Source organism: Corynebacterium sp. CMW7794 (genome assembly GCF_001563605.1).
Lineage (GTDB): Bacteria > Actinomycetota > Actinomycetes > Mycobacteriales > Mycobacteriaceae > Corynebacterium > Corynebacterium phoceense.
In genome coordinates, this window is sequence record NZ_KQ961735.1 from 1 (window position 1) to 21191 (window position 21191).

General features: G+C 62.8%; 23 protein-coding genes. 5 read left to right on the forward strand and 18 right to left on the reverse strand.

The genetic code is table 11. The features are described from left to right. Positions 1–42 precede the first annotated feature (42 nt). Genes HMPREF3227_RS06045 through HMPREF3227_RS06075 form a run of 7 tightly spaced genes read right to left on the reverse strand, consistent with a single transcriptional unit; the run spans position 43 to position 5709 of the window. Positions 43–1071 (reverse strand): hypothetical protein, encoded by a 1029-nt coding sequence (locus tag HMPREF3227_RS06045; RefSeq protein ID WP_066511205.1) that lies wholly within the window; start codon positions 1069–1071, stop codon positions 43–45. Then, positions 1071–1904: an AAA family ATPase gene (locus HMPREF3227_RS06050; RefSeq protein ID WP_181734584.1), complete on the reverse strand. Its 834-nt coding sequence runs from the start codon at positions 1902–1904 to the stop codon at positions 1071–1073. Before HMPREF3227_RS06050 ends, HMPREF3227_RS06045 begins: the two co-directional genes overlap by 1 nt. After that, a complete protein-coding gene (locus tag HMPREF3227_RS06055; RefSeq protein ID WP_068801456.1) occupies positions 1901–2842 on the reverse strand; it encodes a hypothetical protein in 942 nt (313 codons plus the stop codon). Before HMPREF3227_RS06055 ends, HMPREF3227_RS06050 begins: the two co-directional genes overlap by 4 nt. Beyond that, entirely contained in the window at positions 2835–3656 is an 822-nt protein-coding gene (locus HMPREF3227_RS06060; protein ID WP_066511210.1) for an ATP-binding cassette domain-containing protein, read from the reverse strand. The genes HMPREF3227_RS06055 and HMPREF3227_RS06060 overlap by 8 nt, the downstream gene beginning before the upstream one ends. A gap of 6 nt (positions 3657–3662) precedes the next feature. Further along, complete coding sequence (locus tag HMPREF3227_RS06065; protein WP_066511212.1) at positions 3663–4577, reverse strand: hypothetical protein; 915 nt, start codon at positions 4575–4577, stop codon at positions 3663–3665. Continuing rightward, positions 4574–5338, reverse strand: coding sequence for an ATP-binding cassette domain-containing protein (locus HMPREF3227_RS06070; protein ID WP_066511214.1), 765 nt, complete (start codon positions 5336–5338; stop codon positions 4574–4576). The genes HMPREF3227_RS06065 and HMPREF3227_RS06070 overlap by 4 nt, the downstream gene beginning before the upstream one ends. After that, on the reverse strand, positions 5335–5709 hold the full coding sequence (locus tag HMPREF3227_RS06075) for a GntR family transcriptional regulator (protein WP_066492546.1): 375 nt from the start codon (positions 5707–5709) through the stop codon (positions 5335–5337). Before HMPREF3227_RS06075 ends, HMPREF3227_RS06070 begins: the two co-directional genes overlap by 4 nt. Before the next feature lie 140 nt (positions 5710–5849). Between HMPREF3227_RS06075 and HMPREF3227_RS06080 the strand changes: the two genes are divergently transcribed. After that, positions 5850–7031 (forward strand): NYN domain-containing protein, encoded by a 1182-nt coding sequence (locus HMPREF3227_RS06080; protein ID WP_066492552.1) that lies wholly within the window; start codon positions 5850–5852, stop codon positions 7029–7031. Between the two features lie 45 nt (positions 7032–7076). Here the strand turns inward: HMPREF3227_RS06080 and HMPREF3227_RS06085 are convergent, their stop codons facing one another. Both HMPREF3227_RS06085 and trxA read right to left on the reverse strand, forming a co-directional pair. Further along, complete coding sequence (locus HMPREF3227_RS06085) at positions 7077–7841, reverse strand: PspA/IM30 family protein (RefSeq protein WP_066511226.1); 765 nt, start codon at positions 7839–7841, stop codon at positions 7077–7079. 80 nt (positions 7842–7921) lie between these two features. After that, entirely contained in the window at positions 7922–8293 is a 372-nt protein-coding gene (trxA, locus tag HMPREF3227_RS06090) for a thioredoxin (protein ID WP_066492558.1), read from the reverse strand. Positions 8294–8456: 163 nt separating this feature from the next. Here trxA and HMPREF3227_RS06095 point away from each other — a divergent pair, with 163 nt between their 5' ends. The 4 genes from HMPREF3227_RS06095 (at position 8457) to HMPREF3227_RS06110 (ending at position 12868) form a co-directional block, all read left to right on the forward strand. Beyond that, on the forward strand, positions 8457–8651 hold the full coding sequence (locus tag HMPREF3227_RS06095; protein WP_066492559.1) for a heavy-metal-associated domain-containing protein: 195 nt from the start codon (positions 8457–8459) through the stop codon (positions 8649–8651). A 116-nt stretch (positions 8652–8767) separates the two neighbouring features. Beyond that, positions 8768–10888 (forward strand): heavy metal translocating P-type ATPase, encoded by a 2121-nt coding sequence (locus HMPREF3227_RS06100; protein ID WP_066511297.1) that lies wholly within the window; start codon positions 8768–8770, stop codon positions 10886–10888. Positions 10889–10939: 51 nt separating this feature from the next. Next, the gene (locus tag HMPREF3227_RS06105; protein WP_066511233.1) at positions 10940–12280 is read left to right on the forward strand and encodes an MFS transporter; all 1341 of its coding nucleotides are present in this window, start codon (positions 10940–10942) and stop codon (positions 12278–12280) included. Between the two features lie 21 nt (positions 12281–12301). Then, the gene (locus HMPREF3227_RS06110) at positions 12302–12868 is read left to right on the forward strand and encodes a VanZ family protein (RefSeq protein WP_066492560.1); all 567 of its coding nucleotides are present in this window, start codon (positions 12302–12304) and stop codon (positions 12866–12868) included. Positions 12869–13145: 277 nt separating this feature from the next. Here the strand turns inward: HMPREF3227_RS06110 and dnaB are convergent, their stop codons facing one another. The 9 genes from dnaB to HMPREF3227_RS06150 all read right to left on the reverse strand — a co-directional run bounded on the left by dnaB (position 13146) and on the right by HMPREF3227_RS06150 (position 21131). After that, complete coding sequence (dnaB, locus tag HMPREF3227_RS06115; RefSeq protein ID WP_066492561.1) at positions 13146–14627, reverse strand: replicative DNA helicase; 1482 nt, start codon at positions 14625–14627, stop codon at positions 13146–13148. A 225-nt stretch (positions 14628–14852) separates the two neighbouring features. Then, a complete protein-coding gene (locus HMPREF3227_RS13285) occupies positions 14853–15056 on the reverse strand; it encodes a hypothetical protein (RefSeq protein ID WP_156452978.1) in 204 nt (67 codons plus the stop codon). Between the two features lie 98 nt (positions 15057–15154). Further along, entirely contained in the window at positions 15155–15607 is a 453-nt protein-coding gene (gene rplI / locus HMPREF3227_RS06120; protein ID WP_066492566.1) for a 50S ribosomal protein L9, read from the reverse strand. 54 nt (positions 15608–15661) lie between these two features. After that, the gene (locus HMPREF3227_RS06125; RefSeq protein WP_066511237.1) at positions 15662–16276 is read right to left on the reverse strand and encodes a single-stranded DNA-binding protein; all 615 of its coding nucleotides are present in this window, start codon (positions 16274–16276) and stop codon (positions 15662–15664) included. Between the two features lie 44 nt (positions 16277–16320). Continuing rightward, a complete protein-coding gene (gene rpsF, locus HMPREF3227_RS06130; RefSeq protein ID WP_196131563.1) occupies positions 16321–16611 on the reverse strand; it encodes a 30S ribosomal protein S6 in 291 nt (96 codons plus the stop codon). Between the two features lie 199 nt (positions 16612–16810). After that, the gene (locus HMPREF3227_RS06135) at positions 16811–17017 is read right to left on the reverse strand and encodes a hypothetical protein (RefSeq protein ID WP_066492574.1); all 207 of its coding nucleotides are present in this window, start codon (positions 17015–17017) and stop codon (positions 16811–16813) included. Beyond that, positions 17014–18384 (reverse strand): glycosyltransferase family 87 protein, encoded by a 1371-nt coding sequence (locus HMPREF3227_RS06140; protein ID WP_066492576.1) that lies wholly within the window; start codon positions 18382–18384, stop codon positions 17014–17016. The genes HMPREF3227_RS06135 and HMPREF3227_RS06140 overlap by 4 nt, the downstream gene beginning before the upstream one ends. A gap of 9 nt (positions 18385–18393) precedes the next feature. Next, positions 18394–20685, reverse strand: a complete 2292-nt coding sequence (locus HMPREF3227_RS06145) for a transglycosylase domain-containing protein (protein WP_082750285.1) — start codon at positions 20683–20685, stop codon at positions 18394–18396. A gap of 74 nt (positions 20686–20759) precedes the next feature. Beyond that, positions 20760–21131: a DUF5318 family protein gene (locus HMPREF3227_RS06150; protein ID WP_066492855.1), complete on the reverse strand. Its 372-nt coding sequence runs from the start codon at positions 21129–21131 to the stop codon at positions 20760–20762. Between the last annotated feature and the right edge of the window lie 60 nt (positions 21132–21191).

Sequence of the window (21191 nt, forward strand, 5' to 3'; positions counted from 1 at the left end):
ACAGCGATCTGAAAACACACAAATCTGCAGGACATCGCGCATTTATGACGTGTTCACGCCAAACCATTGCAGCACTCCACCACTGTATGGATCGGCATTGCGAGCATACATAGGGAGCAGGGCTGCCCATACGAGGTAAAGCACGCCGGCGCACGCGGCGAAGGACCATTGCGGCAGAACCTCCATGACCGTCAGGACAAAGGTGACTCCGGCAGTCACCGCCATGCACATGGTCCAGACGATCGTTTTCCGAGAGAGCAGTTCCCAACTCACGCCGAGTACGGGAATCAACGCGCCCATGCCGAATATCATTCCGGTGATAATCCCCTGGCTAGTCCAAACCACCAACTCCAGGATGGCGCCGGCGGCCGCACCGATGACGCTCGCCACTGTGACAGCGCGCACCCACTGCTGACGCGAGCCACCGAGCGTGACGAACTCCTTGAACGATGTGCGGTAGGAATCCATGAGTGCCCCGAGCGTCAATAGCGTCACCATGACATAGACGATGCTGAAGAGCTGTCCCTCAATGTTCCAAAAGACGATGGCCGCCCACATGACAAGTCCGACGGAGGCGTACCCGGCCACGACCCACATCCACGAGCGGACCAGCGGCCGGTAGATCAGCTGCGCCGTGGGAGTGATGGGGAAACGTCCAAAGTCGGAGTTGCCGTCCGAGGTTACTCGATACTGGAGTTCACGCACCTCCATGTCGGATTGGGCCGCGGACTGCGACGACTGACGCAGCGTCACAACGAGTCGGATAACCCACGCGACCAGGACGAGAGCGGCCAACCACCACCACTGGCGCGCCACCGAAACTGCAGCGCCGAGCACGACGTAGTACGTGGCGAGCCCTAGGTTGTGGCGCGTCTGCGCTTTCCGTGAGAGCCCCAGCGCCGTGGCTTTCGTCTTGTTCACCGTGGTCGATAGGACCACAACCACCGCGAGGAAGGCCAGCGAACCAGCCGTTACCGGACCCTTGACGGGCGCGAGGATGCCCCACAGCAGCAACATGATGCTGTAGACGACAAGCGTATGCGTCTCGACGACCGCAAAGAACAGTCGCATTACGCCTCCCCTAATGCCAGCACGGCTTCCTCAAGCGTCACTTCCTGCGCACGCAGTCCCAGGTCCTTGGCCTGGTCGAAGACGCACTGTGCAAACTTGGGACGCGCGTCGATAATCGCGCGGTCGGCCAGGGTTGAGGACTCTCGTGCAAGCACGGGCAGTTGAAGCCTGCCCAGCGCGCGGTCGAGCTGGGAAGCGTGCCCGGAGACGGCGACAATGGAATCGACGATCTCGTCGATGGGGCCAGAGAGCGGTTCATCGGAAAGTAAGAGAATGGTATCGAGGTAGCCCTCAATCTCCGAGAGATGATGGGTCGACACCACGATGGTGCGTGTCCCTTGCTCCTCGCGCATCACGTCGAAGAACACCTGGCGGCGCTGCACGTCGAGCCCCAGGTAGGGCTCATCGAGGAGCATGAGCTCGCAGCCAGAAGCCACGGCGAAGATGAAACCCATCGCGGATTTCTGGCCGCGCGAGAGCGAAGAGTAATTCTGCACCGGAAGCTCGAAGGCGTCGACAAGTTCATCGGCGCGGTCTTGGTTCCACGTCTTCCAACGAACCTGGCCGATCCGGAACAGCTTCTTCACGTTCCATCCATCGAAAAGTGGGTTGTCAATGCCCATGAGGATCGTCCGGTCCATGACGCGTTGGTTGTCGAAGGGTTCCTCGCCGAAGACGCGCAGGCCCATGGACGGGAACTGCCCTGCCATCATGCGCAAAAGTGTCGTCTTGCCCACGCCGTTCGCGCCCACGAGCCCGTGCGTAAGTCCCTGCGCGAGCTCAAAGTTCAACGCCGGTGTGTTCTTCATCCGCAGGTTGGTCGCAGTAATCATCGTCTAAGCTCCAATCGCTTCTGAGTATTGGCGTACTTCGGGTAAAGCCACAGCATGACCGCAGCTATCAGGAGCAAGACCCCACCCGAAAGCAGTAGATAGACAGCGCCCGGCTCAATTCCTCTAATAAACCCACCAAATGTCATGGGCACGATGACTGCAATGATGGCGCCCACAGTTGTATTCATCAGCGCGTAGGCAAACCAGAAAGTCCCGACATTGAGAGCTACGAGGGAGGGATCCAGCACTAGGGTGCATAGCGCAACGCCGAGCATGCCGATGCCCCCGTTCACCAGCGCCCGAGTGCGCCAAGCTCGGCGCGTCTTACCGAAGGCTTGCCAGGCGGCGAGGTGCGTGCCGGTCGCTAGATTAGAACCGAGTGCGCCAGCAATCACCGGCACAGTCACGACGAGAGACCCCCACAAGTCCGGAGCAATGGCTGGAAGCAGAGTCTTCCAACCCCACAGGAATACGCCGAATAGCGCGACGACCAAGAGCATCATGTGCCACTGCCCTTCCCCAGGATTCTTTTCCACTACAGGCTCGTGGTTGCGGGAACGATCCTCCTTGACCTCCTGGCGAAGAGTCAACGCCAAAGTAGCTGCGACGAGCGTAGTAAGCAGTACCGTCACAACCCACGGCAACTCGCCTACCGTAAAAGCGAAGGTCATTGCAGCGGCAATGAGCACAATAGGGACGTTGATTCGCACAAAGTCGGCCCGACGGTAGCCGAACGCTTTGAGCGTGCCGTAGGGCACGTGAAGGACAGAGCCCACCCCGATCGGCACGAGCGCAAAGAAAAGCATGGACACCCACGAGAGGTCACCAATGACAATCCTGAATCCGATCATCGAGGCACACATGCCCAGCGCTGATAGCAGCTGTCGCGTAGACCCTGTCCAGTGCCGGAAGACGACAGATACAAGTCCTTTAGACATCGCTACCTCCCATGGCGAGTGCCACGGCGTCCTCGAGGGCGACCGGGGAGCCATCAGCGACGCCGCGGCGTACAACAACGCGGGTGCTGGAGCCGAGAGACTCGGTGGCGAGGGCTGCATCGGAAAGCTCGGGCGGAACGGGGTTGGCGACGGTGAGCGAGACGAGGGCATCATCAAGCCGCTCCGACTCGAGGGTGCGGATGACGCCGTCGCGCAGGACGAGGTAGCAGTCCACGAGCTTGGCGGAGGCCTCAAGATCGTGGGAGGCAATGACGATGGTGCGCGGGTTCGCCTCCTGCGCGGCGACGAGCTCCCGGTAGAACAGGTCGCGGTTCTGCACGTCGAGGCCGAGGTAGGGCTCGTCGAGGAGTGTAAGCGGCGCGCGAGCTGCCAGTGCGATGACGATGGCGAGCATGGAGCGCTGGCCGCGGGAGGCCTTGCTGTGGGACGTCTTCACATCGAGCGCGAAGGTCTCGAGCAGGTGGTCCGCTGTCGCCTGGTCCCAATGCGGGTAGCGCTTGGACGCGACGTCGAGGATGGCCTTGAAACTCCAGTTCGCAGGGTACGGAGTATCGACGCCGGTGAACACGATATCGTCCATGACGGCCTCGTTATCAAAGGGTTCGTGGCCGAAGACTTTGATGTCCCCGTCATAGCGCGCCTGGCCGGCGAGCAGTGAGAGCAGCGTGGACTTGCCTGTGCCGTTGCGGCCGACAAGACCGTAGATGCGGTTTTCTTCGAGCTGTAACTCGACGTCCCGGAGGACCTCCTTTTTCTTGAAGGACTTCGCGGCGTGGTGAGTAGTGACAATCATGAGTATTTAAACCTCGGATCTGCGCAGGCGTGGGGCGAAACGAACGGACGGAGCTGGGCTTTCGTCGCGCAAGGGACGGTAGAACACGACGTAGGAGGTGACGACGGCGAGGATGAGGAAGGTAATGAGCTGCCACTTCAGCGAGTCGCCGTCACGCAGGTGACCGGAGAACATGATCATGCCGAAGGTTGCGAAACCGGTGCCCAGGCCGGAGAGTGCGACCAAAAGCAGCACGCAGGTGGCGGCAAAGGGGTAGACCCAGCCGAACTGGAAGACCACGGCGATGCCCGCGAAGATGACAAGGCTCAGCGCGGCAAGAATGAGCTGGCGGCGCACCCACTCGGTGCGTGGATACCCGAACGCCTGAAGGCCGGAAGGCGTGAGCTCAGTCCACGGCATCTGCGCGATCATCCCCAAGATGAATGGGAGGAAGGCCCAGAAGGCCGGACCCCACGTGGGGCCGAGGAAGGGCTGCGCCACCGCAAGGAGCGGGATAGCAACCGCGGCGCTGGCTAGCAGGAGCCACCAGCCATGGAAACGCAGACTTCCCTTGGCGATACCGCGGGATTCACCACGGAGCCGAAAGAACAGCGACACCCAGAAGACACAGATGGCGAGTGCTTCACAAAGTAGCCATCGAGCGGGAAGGACGAAAGCCTGCGCGCCGAGCCCCAGGGCGAGGCAGACCACGAGCGGCGTGACGTTGGTGCGGATCCATTCGCCGGTTGTCATGCCGAAAGCATCGGCACTGCGGCGCGGGAGAAAGAAGTAGGCAAGTGGCAGCGCCACTGCGGTGGCGCCGAAGAAGGCGACCGGCCATACCGCGACAACGCTCCCTAAGAGCAATGCCAAGCCAAGGAACGCCACGCTAATGAGAGCCGCGACCCAGCCGCCATTGGTGAACTGATACTTGAAGATCATCGCTGGCCTCCCAGAATGCGGACCGCGTCGGCCAGCGGCAGCGGGGTGCCTTCAGCAACGCCACGAGGGACGATCATGCGCGACTGGCCGGCAATCTCCTCGGTGCGCACAGCATGTGGGGCGAGATCGGGAGAGCCGGGGGCAACCACGAAGGCATCGTCAAGCTCGGCGGCTGAGTAGTCCTGCATGCCCTCGCCCATGAGGAGGAAGCGGTCGAAGTGCTGAGCGGATTCTTCGAGAGCATGGGTCGCGACGACCATCGTGCGGTCATGCGGAAGGTTGTCGTAAAAGATCGTGCGGTTCGCATCGTCGAGACCCAAGTAGGGCTCATCGAGGAGAGTGAGCTCCGCATTGGCGGAAAGCGCCACGATGATGGCGAGCATGGAACGCTGACCGCGCGAGGCGGCGGCGTAACTCGTGTGAAGGTCGAGGTCGAACGCGTCCAGGAGGTCATCGCGCAGCGACCAGTACGGGTAGCGCTGTCCAGCAGCGGTGAGGATGTCGTGAAGCCGCCAGTTGGGGTAGGCGGTGTCCACGCCAGTGAACACGATGGTGTCCATGACCGCGCGATTGTTATACGGGTTGTGCGAGAGCTCGCCTTCGTAGCGCTTCTGTCCGGCAAGGAGGGAGAGCAGCGTCGTCTTGCCGCAGCCGTTGCGGCCCACCAAGGCATGGAGCTGGCCGTCGTGGATATCGAAGTTGAGTCCTTCGAAGACCTTCTTGCTTCCGAAGGATTTGGAGAGATGGCGTGCAGTGATCATGAGTAGAGACCTCGGCTTTCAGCGACGCGGTGAACGAGTTCCTGGAGTTGGCCCCGCGTGTAGCCGAGGCGGGCAGCCTCGTCCACGAGTGGGGCGACGTATTCGGCGGCAAAGTCGCTGCGGCGGCGCTCGCGGATGCTCTCGGTCGCGCCGTCCGCGACGAACATGCCGACGCCGCGGTGCTTTTCGAGAATTCCGAGTTCGACAAGCAAGGTAATTCCTTTCCTGGCGGTCGCGGGGTTGATGTTGTGGAACGCGGCGAGCTCGTTCGTCGACGGGGCTTGCGCACCTTCCGCGAGTGCGCCATCGATGATGGAATCTTCGATGAGCGCGGCGATTTGCCGGAACAACGGTTGGGTGGAGTTGTCCATGGGCATCCTTAGTTGGTTAGTCACTTGTGTAACTAACCATATTGGCCACCTGGGAATTCGTCAAGGCCTATCGCAGTTTTTGCCTTTTTGGGGCACACTGGAGGGAAACGAGTTAGCAATAAAGATTTAGGACCGCAACAATGCTTGAGAGAACGTTAGTTTTCGTCGACACTTCTTACCTATTAGCAAGTTTTTATAATGCCTGGGAGACGGGTGCCCGCGCCCAGTTAGAGATTGACCTTCCCGAGGTCGTCAACACCATGGGCACCATGATCGAAAACCAACTGGACCAAAAAATTCAGCGTCAGTACTGGTACGACGGCATCCCGGATACCGGCCCACACCGCTACCAGCGCGCGCTGCGCACCTGTGACGGCGTGCAGCTGCGCACAGGCCAGCTCATCGAGTGGGGCGACCGCCGCACGCAGAAGGGCGTGGACACGCGTCTCGTCGCGGACATGATCGTCGCCGCCATGAAGCAACAAGTCACGGACTTCGTGCTCGTCTCCGGCGACGCGGACATGATTCCGGGCGTTGAGGAGGCGGTGCTCGCGGGCATTCGCGTGCACCTCTACGGCTTTGGCTGGGACTCCATGTCCTCCAACCTGCGCCACTCCTGCGATACGACCACGATTTTGGACCCGCGCGAGGACTTCGCGGACGCCATGGAAATCCAGGTCCTCGAAGGACCGCTGCCACCGGTCATCCGTCACCAGCCAGACGAGGAGCAGGAGGAGAGCGCGGCTACCGCGCCGGAGGGCACCGAGGAGCCGGCAGTGCCCGGCCCCGACGTCTGTGGCGAGCCCTCCGAGGTCGAGGCCGCATTCTCCTCCACGCCGCATGGTATGGCGGCACACCAGCCGGAGCACCGCACGTCGGAGCAGGCCGCGCCCGTCGAGCCCACCACGTCTGCCGAGTCCGCCTCCGACTCCCCGAAGCCTGAGGCTCCCGCCGAAGAGACGCCTGCGAAGCCGGGCCCGTCCGGTCCGCCGAAGCCGTCCATGATGGCGCCGCGCCGCAAGCTGCGCTCCCGTTACGTGCCGCTGCCGGAGGAGGTCTGGACCTCCGCCGGCTTCCAGACGCCGTTCGACGTGGGCCAGCAGTACGCCAGCTGGTGGTTCGACAACGCCGCGACCGCCGAGCAGCGCGACCAGGCGCACCTTCTCTCCGGCGGCGGTCTGCCGCCCGAGATCGACCGCCCGCTCCTCCAATTCGCGTGCGACACGCTCCACGAGTACACGCTCACCGAGACCCAGCGCGTGAACCTGCGCGACGGCTTCCACTCCGGCATCCGCGGCGTGCTCCTCAACCGCGACAAGTAAAACAAACCCCCAGTTCACAGGGAACTGGGGGTAACGCGTACGTCACTACTTCTCGGCGTCAGCGTCCGGAGCAGCGTCGAGCTCTTTCTTCTTCGCCATGTCGGCACGGATCTCGGCGAGGCGGGAGCTGGCCTTGAGCTCGGTGTCCGCCTTGGAGAAGTCCTGGATATTGACGGTCCCGGTGCCCTGCATGAGCTCCTGGGCACCGAGGGCGTCCGTGTAGCGCTTCTCGATCTTGGCGCGGACAGAGTCAAGCGTGGGCGTCGAATCATCCGGGGACAGCTCGTTCATGGAGTCGAGGACCTTCGCGTTGGACTCCTGCATGGCGGCCTGATCGGCCTGCGCCATGAGTTGGTCGACCTGGGCGAGCTGCTCGCGCAGACGCGCTTCTGATTCCTTCTGCTGCTGCTTCGCCTGCTCCGCAGCCTGCGTTGCCGCCTGGTACTGAGTCTTCATGCCCTCGAGCTCCTGCTCGGCGGCGACGAGCTGCGCGGCAACAACCTCTGCGGCCTGGTTATATTCGGTGGCTGCGGTGGAATCGCCCTTGGCCGAGGCGGCATCGGCAAGCTCGAGCGCACGCTGCGTCTGCTCCTGGTACTTCTGCACAGACTCGATGAGGCGGTTCATCTGCACCTCGAGGCGCGACTGGTTGCCGATAATCTCGCTGGCGTGCTGGGTAATCTCCGCGTGCTGCTTCTTGGCCCCCTCGACCGCCTGCTGAATCTGGACCTTGGGGTCTGCGTTCTCATCGATCTTCTGATCGAAAGAAGCCATGAGGTACTTCCAGCCCTTGCTCATCGGGTTAGCCATTGTTTCGTACTCCTTATAGTTTCATTAAAAAAGGCGCTTTCCCACGATGATACGTGGGAAAGCGCCGTCGTGCGCAGGACTTAGGACTGCTGCGCCTGCTGGGCAGCCACCTGCTTGCGGACCTCGTCCATGTCGAGCCCCTCGACCTGACCGATAAGATCCTCGAGTGCGGCCGGCGGCAGGGCGCCTGCCTGACGGAAGACCATCACGCCATCGCGGAACGCCATGAGCGTGGGGATAGACTGGATCTGCAAGGCTGCGGACAGACCCTGGTTAGCCTCGGTATCGAGCTTCGCAAACGTGATGTTCTCGTGCTTCTCCGACGCTGCGTCGTAGACCGGAGCGAAGCGCTTGCACGGACCGCACCAATCGGCCCAGGCGTCAACGAGGACAATGCCCTCGGCGCTAACGGTGGACTCAAAGTCCTTTTCAGTGACGTCGACAGTCGCCATTGCGGTAACTCCTTTTATCAATCAGCTAATTTTGCTTCGTTCTTTCCTATCAACCGTACACGTTCGTGAGTTATTCCCACGGAGATTTATCCTTGCCAGATACCCCCAGGGGGTATATTATCGACGGCGTAAGCACTAGATCCCCGTACGAAGGAGACACACCATGAACAACTACACCGTCAAGGGCATGACCTGCGGCCACTGCGAGATGTCCGTGAAGGAAGAGATCGGCGAGATCGCCGGCGTCACCGCTGTCACCGCTGACCACGCCACCGGTGCCGTCACCGTCGAGGGCGAGGGCTTCACCGACGAACAGGTCGCCGCCGCCGTCAAGGAAGCCGGCTACGAGCTGGCCTAGGCCTTCTCTCGCGAAAGGCCGCCCGGCGCGAGAGCGCGCATAGGTTTGAACAGGAAAGGAGTTCCACGGTGACCACTCCCACCGCGCTACACCACATTGATCTCGGGGTGACCGGCATGACGTGCACGTCGTGCTCGTCACGCGTGGAGCGCAAGCTCAACAAGGTCGACGGCGTGGAGGCCACCGTCAACTTCGCCACGGAAGAAGCCTCCGTGAGCTACGACCCCACCACCACGAGCGTCGAGGACCTCATCAAGGTCATCGAGAACGCTGGCTATGGGGCGTTTTCTATGAGCGGGGATGACGAGCCTGAGGGCGCTGAGGATGAGGACGAGTCCGCCCGCGACGCGCAGACGGACGACCTGCTCCGCCGCACGCTCATCTCCGGTGCACTCTCGCTGCCGGTCATGCTCGTGTCCATGATCCCGGCTCTCCAGTTCACCAACTGGCAGTGGGCCGCGACCATTCTTGCGACCATCGTCTACATCTTCGGCGGCACACCCTTCCACAAGGCGACGTGGACGAACCTCAAGCACGGCTCGTTCACCATGGACACGCTTATCACCATGGGCACCACGGCCGCCTACTTCTGGTCGCTTTACGCACTCTTTTTTGGCAACGCCGGCATGCCCGGCATGAAGATGCACATGACGCTGTTGTCCAACGACGCGGAGATGGACCACATCTACCTCGAGTCCGTGGGCATGGTCATCTCCTTCTTGCTGCTCGGCCGCTGGTTCGAGTTCCGCGCCAAGGGCCGGTCTTCGGAGGCACTGCGCTCGCTGCTCACCATGGGCGCGAAGGACGCGTCGGCGCTGCGTGACGGCGTCGAGGTGCGTGTGCCCATCAAGGAACTCCAGGTCGGCGATACCTTCATCGTTCGCCCGGGCGAGAAGATCGCCACGGACGGCATCGTCTCCGCTGGCAACTCCGCCGTAGACGAGTCCATGCTCACCGGCGAATCCGTGCCGGTTGAGGTGTCCGAAGGCTCTCGCGTTACCGGCGCCACCGTCAACGCCTCGGGCCGACTCGAGGTCCGCGCCACGAAGGTCGGCTCGGACACCGTGCTTGCGCAGATGGCCACGATGGTCAAGGACGCCCAGGCCTCCAAGGCCCCCATCCAGCGCCTCGTGGACAAGATCGCACAGGTCTTCGTCCCCGTTGTCATCGGAATCGCTATCCTCACGCTCATCGTCCACCTCTTCTTTGGGGGCGTCGCCCCGGCCTTCATCGCGGCGGTCGCGGTCCTCATCATCGCCTGCCCGTGCGCCATGGGCCTGGCTACGCCGACCGCCATCCTCGTCGGTTCCGGCCGCGGCGCCCAGATGGGCATCCTCATCAAGGGCCCGGAGATTCTCGAGTCCACCCGCGAGGTCGACACCATCGTGCTCGATAAGACGGGCACCGTGACCGAGGGCACGATGGCCGTCTCCCACGTCGAGGGCGACGTCCTCGCTCTCGCCGCCGCCGTGGAGCGCGGCTCCGAGCACCCCATTGCCAAGGCCATCGTCGCCGCGGCCCCGGACGCACCGGAAGCCACTGACTTTGCCTCGGTTCCCGGCCACGGCGTCGAAGGCACCGTGAACGGCCAGTGCGTCCTCGTCGGCCGCCCGCCAGCGGGCACCGACTACGAGGGCACCGGCACGCTCGTCGCCGTCACCGTGGACGGCGCCGTCAAGGGCACCATTGAGGTCCGCGACACCGTCAAATCCAGCTCGGCCACTGCCATCGCCCACTTCAAGGAGCTGGGACTTACCCCGCACCTGCTCACGGGCGACAACGAGCACGCTGCGCAGGCGGTGGCACGCGAAGTCGGCATCGAGTCCGTCACCGCCGGCGTCATGCCAGAAGACAAGGTAGCGACCATCAAGCGCCTCCAGGAAGAGGGCAAGACCGTGGCCATGGTCGGCGACGGCGTCAACGACGCAGCCGCTCTCGCCCAGGCGGATCTCGGTATCGCCATGGGCACCGGCACGGACGTCGCCATTGAGGCCTCCGACATCACGCTCATGAACGACGACCTCCGCTCCGCCGTCGACGCCATCCGGCTGTCCCGCCGCACCCTGAAGATCATCAAGGGCAATCTCTTCTGGGCGTTCGCCTACAACGTGGTCCTCATTCCGGTCGCCGCCGTCGGCCTGCTCAACCCCCTGTTCGCGGGTATTGCCATGGCCTTCAGCTCGGTCTTCGTGGTGAGCAACTCCCTGCGACTGAAGAATTTCCGCTCTATCGATTAAGAATTTGCACAGAATCTAGCGCCCCCGATTCCGGAGGCCTAATCTTTGTGCATGCCAATTCTTCGACAGAATTCTCTTCCTTTATCTCGCAACGAACGCCTCGATCGCCTGCCGGTCACGGGCAAGCACAAGAAACTCCTCATCGGCTCCGGCATTGGCTGGGCGCTCGACGCCATGGACGTCGGCCTCATTTCCTTCATCATGGCCGCCCTCGCCGTCCACTGGGGCATCACGCCCACCGAGTCCTCGTGGCTCGCCTCCATCGGCTTCATTGGCATGGCCATCGGCGCGACCTTCGGCGGGCTGCTTGCCGATAAGTTCGGCCGCCGCCACGTCTTCGCCCTCACGCTGCTCGTCTACGGTCTCGCCACCGGCGCCTCCGCACTGTCCACGGGCCTGGTCATGCTGCTCGTCCTCCGCTTCCTCATCGGCCTGGGCCTGGGCGCAGAGCTCCCCGTCGCCTCGACGCTCATCTCCGAGTTCTCTCCGGTCAAGGTCCGCGGCCGCATGGTCGTCCTCCTCGAGGCCTTCTGGGCCGTGGGCTGGATCCTTGCCGCCGTCATCGGCACCTTCGTGGTCGGCGCGCATGACTCCGGCTGGCGCTGGGCCCTCGCGCTGGGCATGGTGCCGGCGTTCTACGCCCTCTACGTGCGCCTCCACCTTCCGGAGTCCGTGCGCTTTCTCGAGTCCCGCGGCCGGCACGAGGAGGCCGAGGAAATCGTCGCCTCCTTCGAGGCCGCCGTCCCCACCGACGCAGAGCTTGCCGATGCCCCCTCCACTCCCACCTTCGCCGAAGACGACGTCACCTCCCGCTCCATTTGGTCACCGTCCCTGCGCGGGCGCACCGCAGCACTCTGGACGGTCTGGTTCTGCGTCAACCTCAGCTACTACGGCGCCTTCGTGTGGATTCCGTCGCTGCTCGTAGCGGACGGCTTCTCGCTCGTGAAATCCTTCTCGTTCACTCTCATCATCACGCTGGCGCAGCTGCCGGGCTACGCGATGGCCGCCTGGCTCATTGAGGTCTGGGGCCGACGCGTGACGCTCGCCGCTTTCCTCGTGGGCTCCGCCTGCGCCGCGGGTCTCTACGGATTCGCGCATACGGAATGGCTCATCCTCGTCGCCGGCTGCCTGCTCTCCTTCTTCAACCTCGGCGCGTGGGGCGCGCTCTACGCCGTGGGCCCGGAGCTCTACCCCACGCACCTGCGCGGCGCAGGCACGGGTGCCGCCGCTGGCTTTGGCCGCCTCGCCTCCATCATCACGCCACTCCTCGTCCCGCTCATCCTCGCCGGCGCGGGCTCCGGCTGGCTCTTCGCGCTTTTCGCGGCCGCCTTCGCTCTCGCGGCGCTCGCTGCCTTCGCTCTCCCTGAGCAACGCGGCAAGGCGCTTTCCTAGATCTGCTCTACAATCGCGGGCATGCGCTCTTCCCGTCTGACCCCCACTCTGGTCCTCGCCCTCGGCGGCTACGTGGGGGTCATCGTTGCCCTCACCCTGCTCAAGGCCTTCTTCCAGATCGGCTACCTGTGGCTGCCCGAGAACCAGGTGGCCCGCGAGATTCGTCTCCGTCCCTTGGCGGAGCTCGACGGCACCTCGTGGTTCGGTCCCGTCTTCGGCTACGGCGGCAACTTCGCGCTCTTTGTCCCGCTGGGCGTCCTGCTCTTCATTCTCCTGCGCCGCATTGGGCCTGTTACCGCGTGTGGCTTCGGCCTCTCGCTCACGGTGGAGACCCTCCAATACGCCTTTGGTCTCGGCCGCAGCGACATCGACGACCTCATATTCAACACCCTCGGCGCATTCGCTGGCGCCGCCTTCGCCTCCTGGTGCGGGCCACGGTTTCACCGCCTGTGGATCTGGCTAGGCATCCTCACGACCGCGGTGTTCGTGGTCCTCGCCGCGCTCGGACCACGGCTCGGCGATCCGGACAAGGTGAAGGACGTTTCGGCGCCTTCAGTTACTTCCCAGGAATTGCCAGGTAACGCGTAGCCGCGTGTAGGGCTCCCGCCAGCCTCGTGTCCCATACTGAGTTCATGCGTTTGAGAGGCGCATACCTTTGAGAGAGATAGAGAGAGCCCCTGGTTCCGGGGTGGCGGCGTGAGACACCGCCTAAGGGACCCTTCCTAAGAGAGATAGAGTCGCCGTGAGCCCCAACCTTCGGGTTGGGGCTCACGGTGTTTTTCACTTCAAGCCAATGTGAGCCATAAACGCATCACGCGGCGACGCCACGTCAGCCTGAAAGGAAAACCGTAGCAGCGGTGCGCCCCTAGCCGCGGGCCATATTGACGAACTTCGAGTAATGCAGCTGGTGCGCGACCGTCACGGTATCGATAGGGCCGCCGCGGTGCTTGGCCAGGATGATGTCGGCCTCGCCGGCACGCTCGTTATCGCGATCCTGAGAGTCCGGGCGGTAGAGCAGCATAACCATATCGGCGTCCTGCTCCAGCGAACCCGACTCACGCAGGTCAGCGAGCTGCGGCTTCTTGTCCGTACGGGCCTCAGGACCGCGGTTCAGCTGCGAGATGGCGATGAGCGGAACCTCGAGCTCCTTGGCGAGCAGCTTGAGGCTACGGGAGAACTCCGAGACCTCTTGCTGACGGGACTCGACCTTCTTGCCCGAGCTCATCAGCTGCATGTAGTCGAGGACGATCATGTCGAGGCCATGTTGCTGCTTGATCTTGCGGGCCTTGGTGCGGATCTCCATCATGGTGAGGTTCGGTGAGTCATCGATGAACATCGGCGCGTTGTCGATGCGCGTGATGGTCTCCTCGAGCTTGGACCAGTCTTCCGGCGAAATGCGGCCAGCACGCATATCCGCAAGCTTGACCTCAGACTCCGCGGAGAGCAAACGCATGAGGATTTCGTTCGCGGACATCTCGAGGGAGAAGATGACGGAGGTCTTGCCGTGGTGGAGGGAACACGAGCGCATGAAGTCCATGGCCAGCGTTGACTTACCCACACCCGGACGAGCGGCGACGATGACCATCTGGCCAGCATGGAGACCGTTGGTGAGCTTATCCAGATCGACAAAGCCGGTGGGAACGCCGAGTTCGACGCCGCCGTGTTCCTGCAGCTGCACAAGCTCATCGATGGTGGGCACGATGAGCTCGCTCAGCGGCTTGTAGTCTTCGGACTTCTTGCGCTGCGAGACGTTAAAGACGGCTTGCTGCGCGTCGTTAATGACGGATTCGAGCTCCGCGTCCTCCTGGGCCTCGTAGCCCAGCTGGACCACGCGCGTGCCGGCGTCGATGAGGCGACGGAGGACAGCCTTCTCCGCGACGATTTCTGCGTAATAGCGTGCGTTGGCTGCGGTAGGCACCGAGGCCAGCAGAGTGTGCAAATACGGGGCACCACCGGCGCGCTCGAGCTCGCCGTAGCGGTCAAGGCGGCCGCTGAGCACGACGGCATCGATTTCCTTGCCGTCAGCGAACAACGCCATGATGTGCTTGAAGATGATGGCGTGCGCCGGGTAGTAGAAGTCGTCCTCCGTGACGATCTCAGAGACCTCAGACGCCGTGGCCGGGCTAAGCAGCATGGCGCCCAGGACGCCCTGCTCCGCCTCGCGGTCAGCCGGCGGCTGGCGGAAGTTACCGTACGCGGCGTAATCGCCGTCGTTCGTGTGCTTGCCACGGCGGCCGGTGCCGCGGCCGAAGCGGCGCGGTTTCTCCTCCGGGGGCGCGGGCTCCATGGGCCCAAAATCCTCTTCCGGCGGCGCGTAATTGTCGTCATCAAAACTTGGCGTAGTCACCAGGTGTCCCCTCTTTCATCCGTCTGCGTCCCTACTCTAGTTCAGCGTCCTGACACGGCCAGAACGTCTAGTCTCGTCTACCCCCTGGGCACAAATTGCACCGTTATCCACAGCAACCTGTAGAAACCCCAGGTGGTTAACAGCGGAAGATACATTTCCCATGGTCAGGCCTGTGGATAACTTTCACCGGCTCTGACCTGCAACGATCGTTTGCGCAGGTCAGAGCTATTTATTGCGGGTGTGAAAATCCTCACCAGGTCCGTGGATAAGTGCCTTTACCTGCGGGAAAGCAGCCATGGCCGGAATGTGAAGATTGGGTAAAGGACAATAAGTTATCCACAGGTTACGCGAGTTTTCCACAATTTCACCGGCGAGCGGCCACAGACAGGAAAAATGCCACAGCGCCCCGGGCGCAATGCGGGAAGCCATCACCTCACATGATGGCCAGCCCGCGGCGCGGGGCGCTGCGGCGTGCTGTTGTCTTTGGGTCTAGACGCTACACGAGCGTAGACCGTCGTGCGCCAAAATTAGGCAGCGACGACCGAGAAGTTCACCTTGCCGAGAACGTCAGCGTGCAGCTTGAGCTCGACCTGGTAGTTGCCAGTCTTCTTGACGAGGCCCTTAGGAAGCACAACAATGCGCTTATCCAGCTTGGGGCCACCGGCGGTTTCGACCGCGGCAACGATGTCCTCTGCGGACACGGAACCGAAGAGCTTGCCCTTCTCCGAGGTCTTCACCGGCACCTTGATGTCGGTGAGCTGCTCGAGCTGGGTGCGAATCTCGCGTGCGTGGTCCAGGTCGCGAATTGCGCGAGCTTCCTGGGCGCGCTTGATGCCCTCGATCTGCTTCTCAGCACCACGGGTGGCAACGATGGCCAGACCGCGCGGAAGCAGGTAGTTACGTCCGTAGCCGTCCTTAACCTCAACAATATCGCCTGCGGCGCCGAGGTTCTCAACGGCAGCGGTGAGGATCAGCTTCATGATCCCTGCCTTTCAATTGAGTCTTTAATAATTTAGATTGCGTGTAAAACAGCTTTAGAACGGGGGTTCATCAGCGGCGCCGCCAAAGCCGCCAGCCGGCGGGGCGGAGTTCCACGGATCGTTAGCGGGTGCCTGCTGCTGCGATTGCTGGCCAAAGTTCTGGTTGTTGTTACCACCAAAACCGCCCTGCGATTGCTGCTGCTGGCCGGCATTGTTATTGCCGCCGCCAAAGCCGCCACCGAAGTTGCCGCCGCCCTGGATATTGTCATTGCCGCCGCCGTAGTTGCCGTTGCCGCCCTCACGGGGGTTACGGGCAACCTGTGCGGTGGCATAACGCAGAGACGGACCGACTTCGTCAACGTCGATCTCGAAAACCGTGCGGTTTTCACCTTCGCGGGTCTGGTAAGAACGAGCCTTCAGGCGACCGGTCACGATAATGCGCATGCCTTTCGTGAGGGTCTCGGCCACGTTCTCCGCCGCTTGGCGCCACACGTTGCAGGTGAGGAACATTGCTTCGCCGTCTTCCCACTGGTTCGTCTGCGAGTTGTAGCGACGAGGGGTCGAGGCGACGCGGAAGTTAGCAACAGCTGCTCCCGCCGGGGTAAAACGCAGTTCCGGGTCAGCAACGATGTTGCCGACGACCGTGATGTTGGTGTCTCCCTGAGCCATGATGTCTCCTTACAAGCGTTGGTTACTGATGTACCCAGTATCCGCTATTTGCTGTCAGTGCGCAGAACCTTGGTACGCAGAACGTTGTCGTTCAGGTTCAGACGACGATCGAGCTCGAGCACAGATGCGGACTCGCACTCGAGGGTGACGACGGCGTAGATGCCTTCGTCCTTCTTGTTGATCGGGTAGGCCAGACGGCGCTTGCCCCAGATATCAACGTTTTCTACCTTGCCGTTCTCTTCACACACGGTGGAGAGGAACTTGTCCAGGGACGGGGCAACGGTGCGTTCATCCTGGGTAGGATCCAGAATGATCATGACTTCGTAGTGACGCACGGACCTCATCACCTCCTATGGTCTAGTAATTGTTTTTCGGCCACATCACCTTTGCGGATGTGGCAGGAGGGTTCGTTGCGTCAAGCAACCCCACGAGAATACCCCACATGCAGGTAAAAACGGAAATCGCCGCCGGCCCCAGCGGGGCAGGCGGCGAATGACAAAAGTGTAATTCCGAAGTGTGGTTCTGGACCCAGAGTTACGGCAGCTGCTGGCCGCCGGGCGCGGCGAAGAAGACGGCCGTTCCCGCCGGAATGATGGTGAGGAACACCAAGGCGAGGAGCCCCAGCACGATGGGCACCGTGCGGTTGGAGCCCGGCTCGCCCTTCTGGAACGTGTAGTAGGCACCCATCACGCAGCAAAAGCCGATGACGATGGACACGATGCCCACGATGGTGAAGGTCATTTCGCGAAATCTCCTGCTAGTAGATCGGTGCCATTGTCCGCGAGCACCTTGTCGCGGCTCTTGCCCAGCATCTGACGGATGACGAGCACGGCAATGGCGAGGATGAAGCCGTCGCGCAGACAGATGGCGAGGTCGAGCATCTCTCCCGGCAGGCCCTTGTTCTCCACGCCATGCATGTGGAGCATGAGGATGGGCCAGACGAGGGCATCGAAGAAGCCCCACGTGAAAATGAGCCGCCAGTTGGGCAGCGCGAGGACGGCCGGCACGAGCAGCCACAGCGAATACTGCGGCGACCACACCTTGTTGAGCATGAGGAAGGCCACGAGGATGAGGAAGACGAGCTCCGCCACGCGCGGGGTGCGCTGGGTCCGCAAACCAAAGATGAGGATGCCCACGCACAGCGCGAGGAAGCCCACGAGCGAGAAGACGTTGACAAACTCGGCCGACATGGGCAAGTTGGGGACGTTGCGCGCAATCATCGCGTAGAGCGTCGTCCACTCCCAGCCACGCGTGGAGTTGAGGCGGAAGAACTCGTACCAGGCATCCGGGTAGAGCAGCGCGATCGGAATATTGACGACTGCCGCCGCGCACACGGCACCGCCAAGCAGCCTGAAGAAGGGCACGAAGCGACGGTGCCGGATGGCGAGCACGAGGAACGCGCCGAGCATGAACAGCGGCCACATCTTAAACGCGAAGCCCAGGCCGATGAGGATGCCGCCCAGCCAGTTTTTGCGCTTGCTCACGGCAAGCAGCGCGGCGACGGCCAACGTGATGGATGGGATGTCCCAGTTGGTGAAGCCATGCATGATGACGAGCGGGCTCGCGGCGACGAGCAAGCCGTCCCAGAGACGGTTGCCGAGGAGCTCGCCCACCATGCGCAGGGTCGCCACCCACATGATGGCCATCGTGAGCGCGGTAAGCGCGAAGTACCAACCAGCGTCGGCGACGGCCCACGAAACGAGCGGATACGTCGTACGCGCGAGCCAGCCCTCAAAGCCCTGGAAGAGACCAGCGAGGACCGGGTACTCCATGTAGCGAGTGAGATCGCCCTCCTGCCACGAGTACGCGTAGACGAAGCCCGGCTTGTCCAGACCGCGTCCGCCGTAGAGCGGAATGATGTCGTTATAGCAGAACGAGGTGTACTGGCGCGCGCCCGCCCAGTTGAGCGAGACCGTGCCGTCCTCATTCTTGATGCCACCCGCGCAGTTGGCCTTGGCCAGGTAAGCGAAGGCGAGGAAGACCCAGCCAACGGAGAGAACCCACCGCATGGCGTTGACGGGGCGCGAGGCATGCGTGCCGCGCGGGCCGCCGAAGAAATCGACAAGCCCGCGGGCGAGAGGCTCCCGGGAGAGAGCAGTGACGGTCATGCGCGCGGCCTACTGGTTGAGGAAGTCGTTGACGGCGTTGTTGAGGTCATTGCCCAGCTGCGTGAGCGCATCCTGATTTCCGCCGCCGGTGCCGCCGTTGCCATTCTCCGCCGGTGCAGCCGGGGCCGCGGGAGCGGCCGGCGCGGCGGGCGACTCTTGGCCGCCCGCGGGGGCATCGGCAGGATTTTCGTCATCCGGGGCATCGGAAGCAGCGGCGTCATCCGTCGAAGAATCCGACCATGTATTGGAGGAACCGGAGGACCAGGACGGGTCATAGTAGTAGCCAGAACCCGCCGTGCCCGTGCCGTAGCGGACCGGGACGGCGTCGGGGAAGTACTCGAAGTCCTGGTTCTCGAGCGAGGTGTCGAGGATGGACTTCCAAATCTGCGTCGCAGCGCCGGAGCCGTACATGATGCCGCCCCAGGCGTTGTAGATAGCAGACGTGTTGTCGGCGGTGCCGACCCACACGGCGGTAGCCAGCTGCGGGGTGGAACCAATCATCCACGTGTCGCGGTTCGCGCCAGTATCGCCCAGCTGCGAGGTACCGGTCTTCGCAGCGGACGGACGGCCGCCCGCCAGCGCGCCATTGGACCAAGCTGCGATGGGCTCCATGGCCTCGATGACGTTGCGGGCCACCTGCTTGGACACGCGACGCTCGCCAGTGTCCTCCGGGCGCTCATAGAGCACCTCGCCGGAGGAATCCGTCACGCGCTGCACGAAGTGAGTGTCGTGCCAGATGCCATCGTTGGTCAGGGTCGCGACGACGGTCGCCATGTCGATGGCGCGGGACGGGTACTGGCCCAGGATGATGCCGTCGTACGGACGCTGGCCTTCCTCGCTCAGCGTCTTATCGCCATTGGCGTAGGTCGGGGCGATGCCCAGGGCGTGGCCCATGTCCGCAGTGTCCTGCGACTTATTCGCAAGGTCCGCCTGGAGGCGCTGGAAGGACGTGTTGTAGGAGTTCTTCAGCGCTTCCTTGAGCGAACAGCTACCGCACGAGCCGCCCTCGGCGTTGTTCACAATGATGTTCGTGCCTTCAAGCTGGTACGGCGCGGAGGAGTAGTACGTGTCCGTGCTAATTCCCTGCTGGACAGCTGCGGCGAGCCCGATGATCTTGAAGATCGAGCCGGTCTGCATGGGAGCATTGGCGTAATCCCAGCCGTTGGCGTCGTGACCGCCGAAGTAGCCGCGCACAGCGCCCGTCTTCGGGTCGACGGTCACGGCTGCGGCGCGGGCATCCTCCTGGAGCGGGGCGAGGGCGGTATCGGCGGCATCGAGAGACGCGTTCTGGACGTTCATGTCGATGGTCGTCGTAATCTGCAGGCCACGGGTCTGCACGTCTTCCTCGGTGATGCCGATGGTGCCGAGCTCGGCGATGACCTGGTTCTTGATGTGGCCGTTGGCGCCGGTGGCCTCCGTGTACGCGGAGTACTCAGAGGGGTCGCGCGTCTGCGGGAACTGCATCCCGGCGCGCTCCGAGGCGTCGAGGACGCCCATCTCCACGAGTCCATCAAGCACGTAGTTCCAGCGGCCAGCGGAGGCCTCAGGGTCGACGGCCGGGTCGAGGGCAGACGGCGCCTGGATGACGCCGGCGAGCAGCGCGGACTCTTCCGTGGTGAGGTCCTCGACGTTCTTATTGAAGTAGGCGTTGGACGCCGCCTGGATACCGTAGGCGTTGCGACCGAAATAGACCGTGTTGAGGTACGCGTTGAGAATGGTCTCCTTGTCCCACTCGTTGGTCATCTTGACGGAGTAGATGAGCTCGCGAGCCTTGCGCACGTAGGACCGCTCGTTGCCCACGAGCGTGTTCTTCACGTACTGCTGGGTAATCGTCGAACCACCACCGGCGGTGGGGTTGCCGGTGAGCTGACCCACGACGGCGCGACCGAAGCCGGTGAAGGAAAAACCGGAGTTTGTCCAGAACTCGCGGTCCTCAGCGGCCAAGACCGCGTCCTGCATGTGTTGCGGAACCTGCTCGAGCTTGACCTGCGTGCGGTTGCCCTCCGGCGGGACGAGGCGGGCGAGCTGCGTCTGGCCGTCGTTCGCGTAGATGGTGGTAATCTGCTTATTCGCCAGTTCCTGGGGTTCAGGAACCTTGTACTGCGAGTACGCGAAAGCAAATAGTCCGAGCGGGATGAGGATCGCCGCGAGCAGGACGATCAGCACGATCCATGGCCAGCGGCGACGCTTCTTCTTCGTCGGCTGTGCGGCCTTGGCACGCGTCCTCGCAGCTGACGTGTTGTCGAGAGCGTGACGGCCCCGGGACTCGCCGGTGCTCTTCGGTTGTTCGGAATCGGTCACCTGTGCGCCTTTTCTTCAAGTGGTGGAGAGGTATCTCTTTAAACCTTAAAACTTAACACGCAATCCTGGGATTCCTAATAGACCGTGGCCGTTTCCAGCAGATGGTTCCAGTGACATGTAGGACACACTTCCACGGCATGGACGGTGAATTCCTCCCCGCGGGCGGCGAGCTCCGCGCCGATCTCCGCGACTTCGGCGGGCGGGCGGGCGCTCCCGGCGCGCCGTCCGAGGACGTCGCCGAAGATCCAATACGTCACGCGCATGGGACTCGCGCAGATCGGACACGGACGCGGGGAGTCCACGCCGTGATGGGTGGCGGCGGCGCGCAGCAAGAAGTCCGCGTCGCAGATCTCATCGCGCTGGAGCCTGCCGTCCCGAAAATCGCGCAGGTGCGCCGCCCGCTCCCACGCGTGGGAGACAGGGTGCTTGGTTCGAACTCCGGGAATCACGGCACCCAGCCTAACCCACGCCTCCCCGCACTGGGCTTCAACGATCCAGTCTCTCCA

Excerpts from the sequence above, each read along its gene's own strand:
- HMPREF3227_RS06065 (WP_066511212.1), bottom strand. The coding sequence starts at position 4,577 with ATGATCTTCAAGTATCAGTTCACCAATGGCGGCTGGGTCGCGGCTCTC.
- HMPREF3227_RS06060 (WP_066511210.1), bottom strand. The coding sequence starts at position 3,656 with ATGATTGTCACTACTCACCACGCCGCGAAGTCCTTCAAGAAAAAGGAG.
- HMPREF3227_RS06125 (WP_066511237.1), bottom strand. The coding sequence starts at position 16,276 with ATGGCTCAGGGAGACACCAACATCACGGTCGTCGGCAACATCGTTGCT.
- HMPREF3227_RS06045 (WP_066511205.1), bottom strand. The coding sequence starts at position 1,071 with ATGCGACTGTTCTTTGCGGTCGTCGAGACGCATACGCTTGTCGTCTAC.
- HMPREF3227_RS06105 (WP_066511233.1), top strand. The coding sequence starts at position 10,940 with ATGCCAATTCTTCGACAGAATTCTCTTCCTTTATCTCGCAACGAACGC.
- HMPREF3227_RS06110 (WP_066492560.1), top strand. The coding sequence starts at position 12,302 with ATGCGCTCTTCCCGTCTGACCCCCACTCTGGTCCTCGCCCTCGGCGGC.
- HMPREF3227_RS13285 (WP_156452978.1), bottom strand. The coding sequence starts at position 15,056 with ATGGCTTCCCGCATTGCGCCCGGGGCGCTGTGGCATTTTTCCTGTCTG.
- HMPREF3227_RS06100 (WP_066511297.1), top strand. The coding sequence starts at position 8,768 with ATGACGTGCACGTCGTGCTCGTCACGCGTGGAGCGCAAGCTCAACAAG.
- HMPREF3227_RS06050 (WP_181734584.1), bottom strand. The coding sequence starts at position 1,904 with ATGATTACTGCGACCAACCTGCGGATGAAGAACACACCGGCGTTGAAC.
- HMPREF3227_RS06055 (WP_068801456.1), bottom strand. The coding sequence starts at position 2,842 with ATGTCTAAAGGACTTGTATCTGTCGTCTTCCGGCACTGGACAGGGTCT.
- HMPREF3227_RS06135 (WP_066492574.1), bottom strand. The coding sequence starts at position 17,017 with ATGACCTTCACCATCGTGGGCATCGTGTCCATCGTCATCGGCTTTTGC.
- HMPREF3227_RS06140 (WP_066492576.1), bottom strand. The coding sequence starts at position 18,384 with ATGACCGTCACTGCTCTCTCCCGGGAGCCTCTCGCCCGCGGGCTTGTC.
- rplI (WP_066492566.1), bottom strand. The coding sequence starts at position 15,607 with ATGAAGCTGATCCTCACCGCTGCCGTTGAGAACCTCGGCGCCGCAGGC.
- HMPREF3227_RS06075 (WP_066492546.1), bottom strand. The coding sequence starts at position 5,709 with ATGGACAACTCCACCCAACCGTTGTTCCGGCAAATCGCCGCGCTCATC.
- HMPREF3227_RS06080 (WP_066492552.1), top strand. The coding sequence starts at position 5,850 with ATGCTTGAGAGAACGTTAGTTTTCGTCGACACTTCTTACCTATTAGCA.
- HMPREF3227_RS06070 (WP_066511214.1), bottom strand. The coding sequence starts at position 5,338 with ATGATCACTGCACGCCATCTCTCCAAATCCTTCGGAAGCAAGAAGGTC.
- trxA (WP_066492558.1), bottom strand. The coding sequence starts at position 8,293 with ATGGCGACTGTCGACGTCACTGAAAAGGACTTTGAGTCCACCGTTAGC.
- HMPREF3227_RS06085 (WP_066511226.1), bottom strand. The coding sequence starts at position 7,841 with ATGGCTAACCCGATGAGCAAGGGCTGGAAGTACCTCATGGCTTCTTTC.
- HMPREF3227_RS06095 (WP_066492559.1), top strand. The coding sequence starts at position 8,457 with ATGAACAACTACACCGTCAAGGGCATGACCTGCGGCCACTGCGAGATG.